Annotated in this window: 12 protein-coding genes; 6 read left to right on the top strand and 6 right to left on the bottom strand. The window is 36.4% G+C overall.

The window, feature by feature from the left end; all coding sequences use genetic code 11:
* Window positions 1-195 precede the first annotated feature (195 nt).
* Entirely contained in the window at window positions 196-2,289 is a 2,094-nt protein-coding gene (locus ACB104_RS05720) for a beta-galactosidase (RefSeq protein ID WP_370477324.1), read from the top strand.
* A gap of 96 nt (window positions 2,290-2,385) precedes the next feature.
* On the opposite strand, the gene ACB104_RS05715 is transcribed toward ACB104_RS05720, so the two are convergent.
* A complete protein-coding gene (locus ACB104_RS05715; RefSeq protein ID WP_370477323.1) occupies window positions 2,386-6,048 on the bottom strand; it encodes a LamG-like jellyroll fold domain-containing protein in 3,663 nt (1,220 codons plus the stop codon).
* A gap of 678 nt (window positions 6,049-6,726) precedes the next feature.
* Between ACB104_RS05715 and ACB104_RS05710 the strand changes: the two genes are divergently transcribed.
* Window positions 6,727-7,086 carry a hypothetical protein gene (locus ACB104_RS05710; RefSeq protein ID WP_370477322.1) on the top strand — a complete coding sequence of 120 codons (360 nt, stop codon included), beginning with the start codon at window positions 6,727-6,729 and terminating at the stop codon, window positions 7,084-7,086.
* Between the two features lie 128 nt (window positions 7,087-7,214).
* Window positions 7,215-8,084, top strand: coding sequence for a T9SS type A sorting domain-containing protein (locus ACB104_RS05705; RefSeq protein ID WP_370477321.1), 870 nt, complete (start codon window positions 7,215-7,217; stop codon window positions 8,082-8,084).
* A gap of 635 nt (window positions 8,085-8,719) precedes the next feature.
* On the opposite strand, the gene ACB104_RS05700 is transcribed toward ACB104_RS05705, so the two are convergent.
* The 4 genes from ACB104_RS05700 to dcm form a co-directional block, all read right to left on the bottom strand.
* Entirely contained in the window at window positions 8,720-9,106 is a 387-nt protein-coding gene (locus tag ACB104_RS05700; RefSeq protein ID WP_370477320.1) for a hypothetical protein, read from the bottom strand.
* 337 nt (window positions 9,107-9,443) lie between these two features.
* Complete coding sequence (locus tag ACB104_RS05695; RefSeq protein WP_370477319.1) at window positions 9,444-10,328, bottom strand: carbohydrate kinase family protein; 885 nt, start codon at window positions 10,326-10,328, stop codon at window positions 9,444-9,446.
* Window positions 10,329-10,485: 157 nt separating this feature from the next.
* Entirely contained in the window at window positions 10,486-11,034 is a 549-nt protein-coding gene (locus ACB104_RS05690) for a hypothetical protein (RefSeq protein ID WP_370477318.1), read from the bottom strand.
* A 2-nt stretch (window positions 11,035-11,036) separates the two neighbouring features.
* A complete protein-coding gene (gene dcm / locus ACB104_RS05685) occupies window positions 11,037-12,266 on the bottom strand; it encodes a DNA (cytosine-5-)-methyltransferase (protein ID WP_370477317.1) in 1,230 nt (409 codons plus the stop codon).
* 396 nt (window positions 12,267-12,662) lie between these two features.
* Here dcm and ACB104_RS05680 point away from each other — a divergent pair, with 396 nt between their 5' ends.
* A complete protein-coding gene (locus ACB104_RS05680) occupies window positions 12,663-12,872 on the top strand; it encodes an Fjoh_0651 family PID-CTERM protein (protein ID WP_502267020.1) in 210 nt (69 codons plus the stop codon).
* Here ACB104_RS05680 and ACB104_RS05675 read toward each other — a convergent pair.
* The gene (locus ACB104_RS05675; RefSeq protein ID WP_370477315.1) at window positions 12,865-13,464 is read right to left on the bottom strand and encodes a riboflavin synthase; all 600 of its coding nucleotides are present in this window, start codon (window positions 13,462-13,464) and stop codon (window positions 12,865-12,867) included. The two genes, ACB104_RS05680 and ACB104_RS05675, sit on opposite strands and share 8 nt — an antisense overlap.
* 75 nt (window positions 13,465-13,539) lie before the next feature.
* On the opposite strand from ACB104_RS05675, the gene pdxA reads away from it, so the two are divergent.
* Window positions 13,540-14,610 carry a 4-hydroxythreonine-4-phosphate dehydrogenase PdxA gene (pdxA, locus tag ACB104_RS05670; RefSeq protein ID WP_370477314.1) on the top strand — a complete coding sequence of 357 codons (1,071 nt, stop codon included), beginning with the start codon at window positions 13,540-13,542 and terminating at the stop codon, window positions 14,608-14,610.
* 107 nt (window positions 14,611-14,717) lie between these two features.
* The gene (locus tag ACB104_RS05665) at window positions 14,718-15,257 is read left to right on the top strand and encodes a YceD family protein (protein WP_370477313.1); all 540 of its coding nucleotides are present in this window, start codon (window positions 14,718-14,720) and stop codon (window positions 15,255-15,257) included.

The raw sequence follows: 15,257 nt of genomic DNA, 5'->3' as shown, positions 1-15,257 counted from the left end.
CTTAACCAAATATAAAAGTTGCACGATCTAATTCTATGTGACTTTTTCGTATAATATAATGCGTCTTCACCCCAAATTGATTGACCGATTTTTGATTCCTTCTTGGCGAATATGGGTCGAGCTTCTGTTTAATATATTATTACTATTGATAAATATCTGATCATTCATAACAACTAACTTTATAATATTTAACAAATGAAACAGTTTAAACTAATCATTATGCCTCTTTTTGTCTTTATAGTTCAATTCAGCCAAGGACAAAGCTATCAGCAGGACCACTTATATTACGGCGTTGCCTATTACGATGAATATATGCCATATGAGCGATTGCAAAAAGACATTGAGATGATGAAGGATGCGAATATTAATTTTGTTCGTATTGCCGAATCTACGTGGAGTACGGTAGAACCTCAAGATGGTATTTACAATTTTTCAAGCATAGATAGAGTTTTAGATGCCATGCATGAAAATGGTATTGATGTAATATTCGGCACACCATCTTATGCTATACCTGCATGGTTGGCCCATAAACACCCTGAAATTTTAGCAACTACCCCAGATGGTAAAACAAATGTATATGGTCCACGTCAGAACATGGATATTTCACACGAAACTTATAGATTTTATGTTGAAAGAGTCATTCGAAAAATGATGGAACATGTAAAAGACCATCCTGCAATTATTGGCTACCAAGTTGATAATGAGACGAAACACTTTAATACAGCCGGTGAGCCTGTACAGAAGAAATTTGTTACTCACATGAAAGAGAAGTTTAAATCATTGGATAGTATTAACAGCAAATATGGTTTGGATTATTGGAGTAACCGCATTAACTCTTGGGAAGAATTTCCTTCTGTGAATGGAACAATTAATGCTAGCTTCAGATCAGAGTTCGAACACTTTCAACGCCTCTTGGTAACCGATTTTCTTTCTTGGCAAGCAGATATCATTCGAGATTATTCAAAACCCAATCAATTTATTACCCACAATCATGATCTAGAGTGGAGGGGATATTCTTTTGGTATGCAACCGGACGCAGACCATTTTGAAATAGACCAAGCACTTGACGTTGTTGGCATCGACATATATCACCCAACGCAGGACCACCTCACAGGGATTGAAATTTCATTTGGCGGTGACATGGCACGCTCATTTAAAGATGGAAAAAATTACTTTATTATTGAAACCGAAGCCCAGGGATTTGCTAAATGGACCCCGTATCCAGGTCAGTTGCGCCTACAAGCATTTAGTCATTTGGCTTCTGGGGCTTCTATGGTCGGATACTGGCATTGGCATTCACTGCATAACGCCATTGAAACCTATTGGAAAGGGTTGTTAAGTCATGATTTTGAACCAAACCCTACATATAACGAAGCCAAAACGATTGGTGAAGATTTTAAACGTTTGAACGACCACCTTCTTGGGTTGAAAAAAAATAACGATGTTGCATTTTTCGTTAGTAATGAGGCCATGACTGCTTTTGATGACTTCAGTTTTGGTTGGTTCAGTTCAGAAAAATACAATGACATTGTTAGGCCATTCTACGATGCCCTCTATAAAATGAATGTCGGGGTAGATTTTTTAGACCCGTCAACTATTGACAAACTAAGTAATTACAAATTGATTGTTGTTCCTGTTTTATATGCCGCCTCCGATGACATTTTGGAAGCCTTAAACACATATGTTGAAAATGGTGGCCGAATTATCTATACATTCAAATCTGGGTTTTCTGATGAAAACGTAAAAGTACGCCACACGAAACAACCAGGAATTATAAGAAAGGCGACAGGCAACTATTACAGCCAATTTGCAAAACCCGAAAATGTATCAATCAAAGGAGATGCTTACGGGCTTGATGTTCAGGATGAAGAAGTTAAATATTTTATGGAACTTCTTACAACTGATAAAAACACCAATGTGCTTGCCTATTACGACCATCCTTTTTGGGGCAGATACGCTGCTATAACCGAAAACAAATATGGTAAGGGAATTGCCACATATATTGGGTTTATGCCTGGTGAAAAACTGATTAACAAAATTTTTGAAGACCAACTTAAAAAGACTAAACTATGGGGAAAAGACCAAAATCTAACTTACCCAATTATTGTAAAAACAGGAACCAACAAGAAAGGCAAAACAGTTAGATATTTCTTTAATTATTCTCAAGAAAAACAAACATTAAAATATCAATACGGTAGAGGTACAGAACTTTTAAACGGAGACAAAATTCAAAACGAACAACCTTTAACGCTTGAACCTTGGGGTTTGCAAATTGTTGAGGAGAATTAGTAGTAACCCTTTAGCATTTTTAAATTATAAAATATACTATTAATAAAGGGCTGCATGATTATCCATGCAGCCCTTTTCATATTCTTTTTTCAGTTATTATTTCTTGATAATTTTCTTTGTGATTTGAGCCTCAGCTGTAATTAGCGAAAGGAAATAAATTCCAGCATTAATGTCACCCATATCAATTTCGTATTCATTATTACCGGCTTTAACCGAATTTACAAAAATCAGTCTTCCGTTCATATCAACCATATTGACACTTATTGGCTCCTCCGTTAACTTAAATCTTACAAATCTTGTTGTAGGATTAGGGTACAAACTAAATTCAATAAACTCTGAATCAGAACTACTTAAAGCCGTATTAGCATCTCTTGCTGCCCCACTGGTACATGTAATTACATTTTGGGTATCATCATAAGCTAAGCTACCGTGGGATACATTATCCACACAGAAGTTAACCGCTACTCCTCCCTTCAAAGTGCTTGAAGTTTGTAAATAGGCCACTCCGTTAGACCCGGTTACCGCATTATGGCTTTCATTCCAGCTTCCGCTAAAGGATCCAAAAACCGTTGCACCTGAAACAGGATTACCGAGATTATCTAAGATAGTCACCTCAGCCGAACCATACTTATTGCCTTTTCCCGCACCAACTGTACCTGTAACAATTGACTGAACTGCCATATAAGAATTACCCGTTGGGATTACTGTAACATTATAGGTAATGCTGCTTACACCGCCACAATCATTGGTATATGTTGGAGTAGCTGAACACGAGCTGTTTAGTGTTACAAATTGCTCTCGAGAGGATCCTGAAGTACCACATCCACTCCAACTCCAAGAGCCACCAGTAATCGGTTGGGGGCCAAAACCAACCACATCTCCTTCGTTAATAGTGATTTCCGTTCCAATTACCCAAGCACCATAGTTGATTTGGTAATATGGAGTTATAGTGGTCCCTGCACAGTTACCTGTAACACCAACACCTATTGACGAGGTTACGGCTGACTGGTCATCTGTTGCTACAGCTGTCAACCCATAAGAGCCTGAACCAATGGTCCAGTTTACACTATATGGACTAGTGGTATCAACCCCAATCGATACGCCACTGGCAAAAAATTCAACTTGGGTTACTGACCCGTCTGTATCAGAAGCGTCAGCACTAATCGTCACCACTGTTCCCTCAGTAAAAACTTCTCCTTCTGTAGGGTTGGTTATAGTTACTGTTGGAGGCGTGTTTTCGGTAGAAATTCCTGCTAAAACAGCAATTTCTTGGGCAGACAACGGATAATTATATACCCTAAAATCATCAATGCTTCCATTTAGTAATGCATCTGGCCATTGGCTTCTACCTATGTAGTTAAGTACAGGTTTGATATCCAGCGGGTTGATGGACGGTGAGGTAGACTGCGCTACAGGTTGTCCGTTCAAATATAGTACCATTTCAGAAGCCCCAAAAGTTACAGCAAGATGCACCCATGTGTTTTGGGGAATTGACGGGCCTACCAATACATTATTTCCTGAAGCAGCATTATATATGTTAAATTCTATGTTACCAGACCAGTTATTGGTTGTCAAGTAAATGCTTTCTTCCTCACCATTACCAAAATCAAAGATTCTTTGCCATGCACCACCTCCATTCCAGTTTACCCATGTAGCCACAGTAATTTCTCCATGATTGCCAACATCGTAAGGCAATTGCACAAATGCGTCAGAACCATTTAATGATAAGGCGTTGGAACCTACTTGACCTGAAGCATAAGACGTACCTCCAGCTGTTGCAGGATTATTTAAATTGATAGTGGCATCTGATGTGCTGCCTTCGAATTCATAGTGTGCAACTATACTATCATTCCCAGTAGCCGTTGCCGAAACAGGATTGGAATAAGTTGAACTATTCAAAGATTCATCCATTGACTTTATTTTGTAGAAATACTGGGTTCCTGAAATAGCAGAATTATCCACAAATGATGTTGCATTTATATTTCTGGCAATCATGTTATATTCTCCATTGGAGGCCGTTGCTCGAACAACGGAATAACCAGCTAAATCAGCTTCAGAATTGGCTGTCCAATCTAATTTTATTGAAGTTGCTTGAGCGGTTGCAACCAAATTAGCTGGAGTATTTGGCGCATTAAACTCTATTGGAGAACCTACAGGTATAAGTCTCCATTGCTGCTCGAGGCCACCATTTTTCTCCCATTGAACCACATTATTTGACCCATCCACAATAACGCATTTAGAACTTTCCCTACTTCTAATATAAAACCAACCGTCTTCAGCGTAATCTAAATACCATTGCATGTTTCCACCATTAGCCATACTCCACTGGTCTATATTAGCGCCATCATTCAAATTGTACCCATTTAAATCCAACGATTTATTGTTGTTTGATGCTGGTTTGATTCGATAATAACTGAAATCCCCTCCTATTCGAGAATCGACAGGGAAAATATTCCAATGTTGAGAAGATGCACCCGTATAGCTTCCAGCAATAACATTAGAACCATCTTTTGCCGTATTACCCGATACTTGCATCGCTTGACTATTACCTCTATTAACAAGAATATATTGTCCATTAACAACAGGCTGTATATCGTCTCCCCAGGTAACATTCACTACTCTTTCTGCATTGGTCTGGCCATTCCCATAACCAGTTCCTCCTGGCATTTCAACAACAAACTCTCTTTGAGGCCCATGGCCATCATAGTAAACAGCACGGTCCTTAGATATATAATTAAAAAAGGTCGTTACAGCCTGTCTTTCAGAAGTACCACCAAATGCCTGTACTTTTCCATCTGGAGCTCTATAAACAGCTGCTGCTGTCCAATTAGGTCTGTGTTCCGCGTAACCCAATCGCTGCCCATCAAAGGCCTTTACCATTTCTCCACTTGCCAAATCAATATCTGCCCACCAAATACCTGTTTGCATGCCATATTCGTATCCTACAAGTGCTTCAACAATATTATGTAACTCATCCGCTGTGGCATGATGACCATTAGCCCTAACATTTTGGAAAAAACTGGCATACCCATCAAAACTTCCAGCTAATTGATGTGTATTACCTTCATTAACACCAGCAGGAATTAAATAATCGTACCATCCTTGGGCGGCATCACAATTCAATGTATTGCCACCTGAAAGTCGAACACCACTAAAATATGGGTTTGCATTCAATAAGGCTGTTATATCGTACATATCTTGATTAGAACCTTGCCCCCATCCGTAATCAGGTTCATTAAAAGCTCCAACAGTTATTACATTGTGACCAGCATCGTTAAAGGCCCTTGTCGATTCCTCGATTAATTGTTCCCATCTATCGGGAAATCCAACATACCAGGCATCGACCCAAGGATGGTCACAGTTCAAGGCGAGGTCGGTATTTGGACCCACGTAAGTATCAATTAAATAGAGTCTATAATTTAAATCGTTTATTTGTTCTTGGGTCAAGTCCGTACCATTAACCAAAGGGTAGGTTGGCTGAAAGGACGCCCTCACAATATCTATTTGATCTAAACCCATAAATAAAATATTTCGTCTAAAGGCTTGTTCATTGGCCCATGCCAAATCCGCACCAAATTCAACGGTTTTGGATATTCCAGAATCAGTTACATCAAAAGGCACACTTCTATCGGCAATTGGCTGTGCCACCAAATTGTCGCTGGTGCTGGCTGTTTGGCCCTGTAAACTGGTAATGCTACCAAAAAATAAAGCGAGAGTTAATAATAGTCCAATCCCCCAAGAGGCAATTCTGTTTGTCATAATTATTTAGTTTTAGTTAATAGTTATGTAAAAATTGAATGATATTATCAACATGCATAACTACAAAATGACAATAACACAATTTTTAGATTTTCAATTTTATCAATTTAATAATTAGAATTTAGACTGTAATCGTTCAAAATTGGACGTAAATTCTTCGTTAACATAAAAAAGCTCTTTATTGATTTATCTTAACCAAATGTTTTTCAATATTTTATGGCTTGAAAAATCACATCAATAATAGTTGAGGTTATGATTCAAACCCATACCGCCAAAATCAATACAACAAGTGCTTTCCATTAAACTTGAATAATTTTTATCTAAGTATAATTTCTATAATATTCATTCAAAATTCAATTGAATAGAAAATGATAAAATTGTTAAATAATAAACTTTGAGCTGTATCAACTTCTTGATAAGTTTTCCCCATACAAATAACCCTAAATGCCAATCTTTAATTTATTGCCATAAGCGCATAATCGTAGTCATTTTTCACAAAACCAAAGCTTAATTTTTAGCAGTCCTTATTGATGACTGATTTGTATATCCTTATTGATGAATTTGAGACTACTGTTTTTCATTCATTTAGCTAAAATTGCATATGGTTGTGTTCATTATTGTTTGACTCAAAATATTGCATTTTATTGTTTTCATTTTAATAAAACTAACTTTCAGATTATGGGAATTATAAAGCTCGAATGGGACAGTGCAAAAGACAAAAAACATAATGGCAAAAATTTAATTATTGGTCAGCATTTGCCTAAACAACAAACCGCTTGCGCATCCCATGTTGAGATTTATGGTATATCTATTGACGTAGTTGATAACTCTAACAATTATAGGCTTAAAAGACTTTCATGTTGCACGCAATACATTGATGGTCACATAAAAGAAATTTCTAAAAATGAAGCAAGAGAATTGCTTATCAAAGAAATAGATAATGCTTTGAACGTATTGTATGATAAAAATGAAATTAAAATGGTTGACCAAAACCTAAATGTTTATAGGGAAGAAGAAGAGGAAGACTATGGGTTCTAAATACCAATTGGCAGAAGGAATAACATTCAATTCAATATTCAGCATAACAAGTTCACCTTGTTCCATATTTAAAAAAATCTAATTAACAACTACATAAAAATCATTACTAACTCTTTAATTATTAAATTATGGAAAAACAATTACGCAAATTAGCTCTAAGAGCTACAAATTCATTAAAGGTGGCATCAGCAGCAAGCTTGATGCTTTTTGTTGCAGCTGCAAGTGCTCAAACATCAATTACCGTTACCAATGGAGATTTTGAATTACCTGGAGCAAATGAGGGCTCTTGGGCCAATGTGGATGGATGGAGTACTGACACAGACACCGGCGGGTCTGGCGTGGAAACAGCTGGCTGGTGGGCAAGCGGTTATCCAAGCTACTATGCGTATACGAATTCCGCTGAAGCAACTATTTTTAATCTTACCGATCATATTATTGATGCAAGTGAAGAATTCTCGGTGACTTTTGATGCAGTAAATGTTTGGCAAGGTCAATATTTTACTATTACACTTTTTTACGACACTGGGGATGGCACGAGAGTACCGTTAGGTACCCAAACATACGATTTAGGTACCGATCATGCCGGTGCCGGTTTGTGGCAATCATTGGAATTGACAGCGGCTGCAGTTCCAGCATCTGCCGGTGCTAAACTCGGTGTTGAATTTGATAACAGTGGAAACTTGAGTGGTGATAACTGGAACGCAATAGACAATGTTGCCATTGTAGAAACTACACCATTAAGTTCTAGGGATTTTGAATTAAACAAAAACACATTTAAAGTTTTCCCTAATCCGTCAAATGGAAGTTCTTTCAAAATTGTCTTGAATTCAATTGAAAGTTCTGTTAATGTGAAAGTTTACAGTGTTTTGGGTAAAGTAGTGCTTAATAAAGATTTTGCGCTAAGCTCAAAAACAATTGAGGTAAACCAAAATTTAAATTCTGGTATTTATATCGTAAAAGTTAACAATAAAGACTCATCAAAATTAATTGTAAAATAAGATTCTGATTAATAGCCAATAATAAATTACCTCAGGTAATTTATAGATATTGTTTTACAAGCTAGATTCCCCGATATTTTGAAATATCGGGGAATTATTTTTTAATAAAAAATAAAATCATCGGAGTATATAATGACATTAAGGATATAATATATAAGGAGGCCTTTATATCTATGTCTTTGGGATTTTTTTTCTTGTGTTCCTTTGGCCAATAATATTTTGAAACCTATATGCCAGATTTGGTACCTATAACATAATCTATATCATTATTTCTATAGAGTAGCCTTAAAACAAGTTCGGCAGTTTCTTTTTTGGAGCGATATAGGTAGTTAACTGAAGCCATAGAATTTAGTTACAGTACAAAACTAAAAAAATTGTACGGTGTAATTGTACCGCTTTATCCAATATTATCGAAAATTACCCAAATTTAAACAATATTATAAACCTCGTAAAATGCTTGTTATATTTGGCTTTAAAAGTATTTATCTAAGTTTTATAGTAAAATGCTTTATATGTAATTTTGAGTAAAAGTGGTTCAGGCGGGACCACAAAAAGCCTAAATTATAAATGTAGTTTGGGCTTTTTTGTGCTTTCATTTCGCAGCATGCATAGATTATGAAATGGCAAAATCAAGTTTAATCAATTGGAATCACTATGGTAATCCCAATATTTTTTGGAGCGCTAAAGTTGGTATTATTAAATGTACTCTGAGATGTACCCAATAAGAGATTGGCTTTTTTCTTATGTTCATCTGCTTTCATAAAAAAAGGGATACTTGCTAAGGAGGCACAGACACCTCCTATCATAAAGCCGTTAAATTTTAAACCTGCTTCGCCTTCACCATCCACAAAGGCATCTCCCATAGCATCCCAAAGCGCATCCTCAGTCGATATTACTAGACCTGTTATTAAACTGACTCCACCGGCTGCGGCAAGAATAAACCCGATTGTTCGAGTCTCTTTATATTTCTTAATGTGAAAATCATAGGATTCTATTATTTGAATTGATAGAAGAGGGATCAAGTTTTTGAGCGTGTGTGATACTACAAAACAGCAAAAGATTAATTATTGTTAACCGAATTGCTTTGAGAGTTAGCCTAAGTGATTGCGTTCTCATGACTTTTACTATTAAAGAATTATTCAAATTTAGTATGGAATAGGAGAATCTATATCCTGAATAATCGTTTGTAGATGAATCAGGGCATTTACTTGGTATTACAATATACAATTTGTCTTTAAGTTAAGTGCATTAACTTCTGAAAACAGCAACCTGCTAAAGGCAGGAAGCCTATCCCTCTTGGATCAGGAAGCAACAGGTGGGGCCACAAAAAGCCTTTCAGAATTCTGAGAGGCTTTCGTTTTATTTCGGGTTTATAAAACGTTCTATTTCAACAGCAGAAATCTTAGGATTAGCTCCTTCACTCTCAGCAACCAAAGCACCAACCGCACAAGCAAAGTCAATGGCTTTTTGTGGTTCAGTATTACTTAATAATTGGCTAATAAGAGACCCCAAAAAGGAATCGCCTGCCCCAACCGTGTCCACTACTTTTACTAAGTAGCCGCTGTTGTAAAATAGTTTGCCATTGTATAATAAAACTGCGCCATGAGACCCTTTGGTAACACAAATATGTTTAGTGTTGGTTTTTTCGGCAATGTGTTTGAGGTTTTGCTCCAATGAGTTGAATTTAGAGCCCAATAACTTGCTGACTTCATAAAGTTCGTCATCATTAAATTTTATAAAATCAGCTTCGTTCATTAAATGAAAAAGTACCTCTTTAGTGTAGTGGGGTGGTCTTAAATTCAGGTCGAAAATTTTATATTTAGCCGATTCGACAAGGCTATAAAGCGTGTTTTTTGATGTTTCGTCCCTTGCTGCCAAGCTTCCAAAAACAAGGGCATCGGTATCTTTAATTAATTCGAGGGCTTCATCTGTTAAGAGAATTTTGTCCCACGCACGAGGTTGTTTAATATTGTAGGTTGCTGAGCCTTTTGCGTCTAGACTCACTTTAACCTTTCCGGTTTTGTATTTGTGCAATATTTGTACATGGGCAGTGCTTATTTTGTTTTCATTAAGGTAGTGCAATAGCTTTTCACCCCATTCGTCCGCGCCAATAGCGCTTATCATAGACACCTCATTTCCAAACGAACTTAACCTACTGGCAACGTTTAAGGGCGCCCCGCCTATCTTTTTTTCCTTTGGAAACACATCCCACAGCACTTCTCCAAAACATACTATTCTGCTCATAAAATCAAACTTTAGATTTAATTCGTAACCGTCCTTTTAGGAGTTTGGTCTCTCAAAAATAGTAAACGAAAAACGGTATGGGCAATCAACCATAGAATTTTTTGGCAACATGCCAATCAATCAGGTGCTTCAATCGCAACTGTAAATTGACCGGCTTTTAAGGGAGATGTTCGGTATAGTAAATTAAACCGCTTTTTTTTCCATCTAATTTTGGAATTATATTTTTCCCGAAACTATTGGAGGTTCTTATATCGAAATCGTACTCCTCAAGTTTTGTTCTTGGTAGACCATTTGTTGCAAGATGGTTTATTAGTTTTTTTCGATTAACGCTGGTTATTTTTACAGTTTCAATATCATCAATATTTTGCAATTTGGTTTTCTTGTTTTTTAGAAAAATTCCGGTTACCAAAAAGTAATATTGTGTTTGTTTGCTACTATCGAACAGCCAACCCTCCTTCAACTCATTGTTCTTGTTTAAATATGAAAGTTCAAAAGTAAACGTAGGCAAATCTTTATTGATGTAGTGCAGTTGTGCCTTTTCATCGATATTATGTTTTTCTGAATTATGATTAATGATTACGTCAATACCTCGGTGTTGTTGCTCAAGATTGGCAATATTTTCAAACTTCAGTTTTTTTGATTGGTAGATCAGGGCTAAATACCTATGAAGTATTTGCTCTTGATTCAAATCAAACTGAAAGCCCAACACTATATTTGATTTATTTGGTTGTAAAGTGCTTCACCAATTTTTTTAACAACACCAACAACAAGGGCGTTGCCCATAAAAAAGGCACGTTTGGTATCGGAAATCCCATCTAGTTTTGTATGGTTGTCCGGAAACATGTTGAGCCGTTCCAACTCAATAGGCGTTAAATGCCTTAAGCCTCTATTTGAAGTTACAACATGTTTAAATCGTGAAGGTGATTTTCCGCCTTCCCCTGTTATTATTGTACGCGACGCATTGTTCAAGGCATCTGGGTAAACCATTGCGCCCTCGCTATAGTTATATTCAAAACCCCCTTTGGTTTTCCGTTTTTCTTTTTTTGCCCCTTTAAGATATTCCCATTTTGGCTGGTCTTTTTCGTTTATAAAAAACTCAGGAGTTACTTCGCCATTTTGTAAAACATCACCCAAGAACGTACGTTTCCCATTGTATTTTGACTTTGCTTTAGTGGTGTAAACTTTACCATTGAAAAGAAGACCAGTATTTAGGAATGGTGATAGTTTTCCTTTTTTGTTGAAGGTTTTGGTTATTTCAACTAGGCTTCCCTGAAGTTCAATTTCTTCCAACAGCTCGGTAGCTTTAACAGGAAATGCCTTGGCAATCGTTCCGTCTTGTAGCAGCCAATTAAGTTTGTTTGATTTTTCTATTTTATTGTAAATCAACGATGTTCTATGATAGCCTATGAAAAATATACGGCGTCTTCGTTGGGGCATTCCGTAATCTGCTGCATTGAAAACACGCCATTCTACGGCATAACCCAACTCATTTAAACTTTGCAGCATGACTGCGAAATCCCGTCCGCGCTGTGTTGAGGGTGATTTTAAAAGACGGTCTACATTTTCCAAAAAGAGGTATTTGGGCTTGTTTTTCTTTTCCTCCAAAATCCTATGGATGGACCACCAAAGCACACCTTTTTTTCCTTTTAAACCTTTGGAGTTTTGCAATGTTGTGGCTACAGAATAATCTTGACATGGAAATCCACCAACCAGTAAATCGTGATCGGGAATATTGGTTGTTGGCACCGTTGCAATGTCTTCATTACTGTGGTTTTCATTTCCGAAGCGGGCTTCATAAACCATCGAAGCATGTTGTATTTTTGTTGAAGGTTCCCATTGGTTGCTCCAAACGATGTCGTAACTGGGCCCTTCCAAGCCCAACCTAAAACCACCTACCCCTGCAAATAATTCCGCTACTTTTAATTTTTTCTTTGGCATCTAAAAATGCTATAACCACTAAAAACAAAAATAAGTAATGATTGTTCTTCTGTATTTCAATAAAATAATCTTTTATCAAATTATTATTAACGTCGCTTTTCTTGATGAGAATGACGGGAAGCGAGAGAATGAATTTTCTGTTAACAACAAAATATAGTATCCTTAAATTCGTTTTTAAAATTAAATCAAAATATGTATATATTTGTTTTGTAGACAGAAAACAAGAGGGGTTGTTTTTAGAGGTGTTTTTTTTGAGAATAGCAACGGTTTGTGAAAAATCTTTAAAACCGAACACTGCATTTCATCGATTATTTTTGCGTTTAATAGATGGTTTTTTGTGCAATAAAATTCAAAAAATTTTACGCCCTCGCTTTTTTTCATACATTTGTGACCCAGATGACAATACAATACAAAAGAATACTTGCCTCAATCTTATTTGTATTAATAAGTTTTATATGTTCCGCTCAGGGAGGGCCAATTCTACCTCCGCCTGGAACTCCGCCACCACCACCTGGACTTCCTATAGATGGGGGTGTATTTTTGGGTATGGTATTTGCCTTATTTTATGGGGTAAAAAAATTGGTTTTAAAAAGAGAAATTAGTTAGATATTTTATCCAGCTCTACCAATTTAGCAACGTATTTTCCCAAAACATCAAATTCCAAGTTAACAACGGCTCCAATCTTAAATGTATTGAAATTAGTGTGCTCAAAAGTGTAAGGAATAATGGCCACACTAAAAGCGTCTTTTTTAGAGTTTACAACGGTTAAACTTGTTCCGTTCACGGTTATAGAACCCTTTTCAATAGTAATGTTGTTTAAAGAAGTATCATAATTAAAAGTAAAAACCCAACTACCTTTTTCTTCTTTTATTTCAGTGCAAACAGCAGTTTGGTCCACATGCCCTTGTACAATATGCCCATCAAGCCTGTCGCCGAGCTTCATGGCGCGTTCTAAATTTACGTGATCATTAATTTGCAACTTACCAAGGTTGGTTTTATCTAAAGTTTCTTTTATTGCTGTTACCGTGTATTGGTCATTGTTTATGTCAACAACAGTCAAGCAAACGCCATTGTGGGCCACACTTTGGTCTATTTTTAATTCAGAGGTTATATTGCTCTTAATGGAGATGTGAAGATTGCCAAACTCCTTTTTTAGGCTAGAAACCACTCCAATATCTTCAATAATTCCAGTAAACATATTATTGTCTGTTTATTTAGTTAAATTTGCCAATTAAAAAGATTTTCAAAATTACGAACAATAGTTGTCATTTTAATGAAGCAACAAGAAAATATAATAGTAGGAATATCAATAGGCGACTTAAATGGTATTGGGGGAGAGATTGTTTTAAAGACTTTTGAAGACACCAGAATGCTGGATTTTTGCACCCCAGTAATTTTTGCTTCCATAAAAGCAATGACTTTCTACAAAACACATTTCAACTCCGAAATAAATTTCAATAGCATTAATAACTTAAACCAGTTGGTTCATGGTAGGGTAAATGTTTTTAATTGTTGGAACGAACCCGTTGAAATTGAATTTGGGAAAGAAGATGTTAAAATAGGGGGCTATGCCATAAAGTCTTTGGTTGCTGCTACCAAGGCCCTAAAAAATGAGGAAATAGATGTTTTGGTTACGGCACCAATAAATAAGCACAATATTCAATCTGAGGGCTTTAAATTTCCAGGGCACACCGATTATTTGGCACAAGAGCTTGAAGGCGAAAGCTTAATGTTTATGATTACCGATACCTTAAGGGTTGGATTGCTTACAGACCATGTTCCGGTTAAGGATATTTCAAGCCATATAACCCCGAAGCTAATTGAACAAAAAATAAACACAGTTTATGATTCCCTTAAAAAGGATTTTAAAATAGAAAAACCCAAAATTGCTGTTTTGGGCATTAATCCGCACACTGGGGATAATGGAGTAATAGGAAGAGAGGATGACGATGTTTTAAGACCAACCTTGCACAAAATACGGGAAAACGGAAAACTTGTTTTTGGCCCCTATGCTGCTGATAGTTTTTTTGGCTCCAATAACTATAAAAACTTTGATGCCATAATCGCGGCTTATCACGACCAGGGCTTGGTGCCCTTTAAAACGCTATCCTTTGGGCAAGGTGTTAATTTTACGGCTGGACTAAACAAGGTAAGAACATCGCCAGATCATGGCACGGCTTTTGAAATTGCGGGAAAGGGTGTTGCAGACGAAAATTCATTTAAGGAAGCGGTTTTTAGTGCCATTCAAATTTTAAGAAACAGGACGAGCTACGAAGAATTGACTGCAAATCCTTTGAAAAAATCATCCAAAACCGAACGTAGAAAAGAGCGGGATAGAGGGTAAAATTGATTCAGTTTTTGCTAGCTGAAGATATAAACAAAAAAATGTTTATAAGTCATGCTGCTTAAATAAAAATTTTTATATTTGCAGGCTCAAAATAGATGTTGATAATGAAGCGATTAAAAGAGTTTAATATTCCATTTGTTGGACTAAAACTAGGGAAGCATCATTTTGAGTACAAAATTGAACAAGCGTTCTTTGAACATTTTGAGTATGACGATTTTAACGATGTAGATGTTTCGGTTGATGTTGAGCTTGAAAAGAAAACAACATTACTCGAGTTGCATTTTAAAATTTCTGGATGGGTAAACGTTAATTGCGATCTTACTAACGAGCCTTACAACCAAGACATAAACAGTACGTTTAGTTTGGTGGTAAAGTTTGGAGAAGAGTATAATGACGAGCATATAGATATATTGATTGTTCCCCATGGGACTTATGAAATCAACATTCAGCAATATATATATGAGTTGATTATTTTGGCTGTTCCTGCAAAAAGAGTCCATCCAGGTATTAAAGATGGTTCTCTAAATTCAGACATACTTAAAAAATTAGAAGAATTAAGCCCTAAGCTTAAAGAAACGAAAGAAAAGGAAGAGGATATAGACCCTCGATGGAATACATTAAAGAAATTATTAACGGATAAATAA

It is taken from the genome of Tamlana flava (genome assembly GCF_041287255.1).
Lineage (GTDB): Bacteria > Bacteroidota > Bacteroidia > Flavobacteriales > Flavobacteriaceae > Tamlana > Tamlana flava.
The sequence above is the reverse complement of the archived record's forward strand: the minus strand, read 5'-3'. Positions and strand labels throughout refer to the sequence as shown.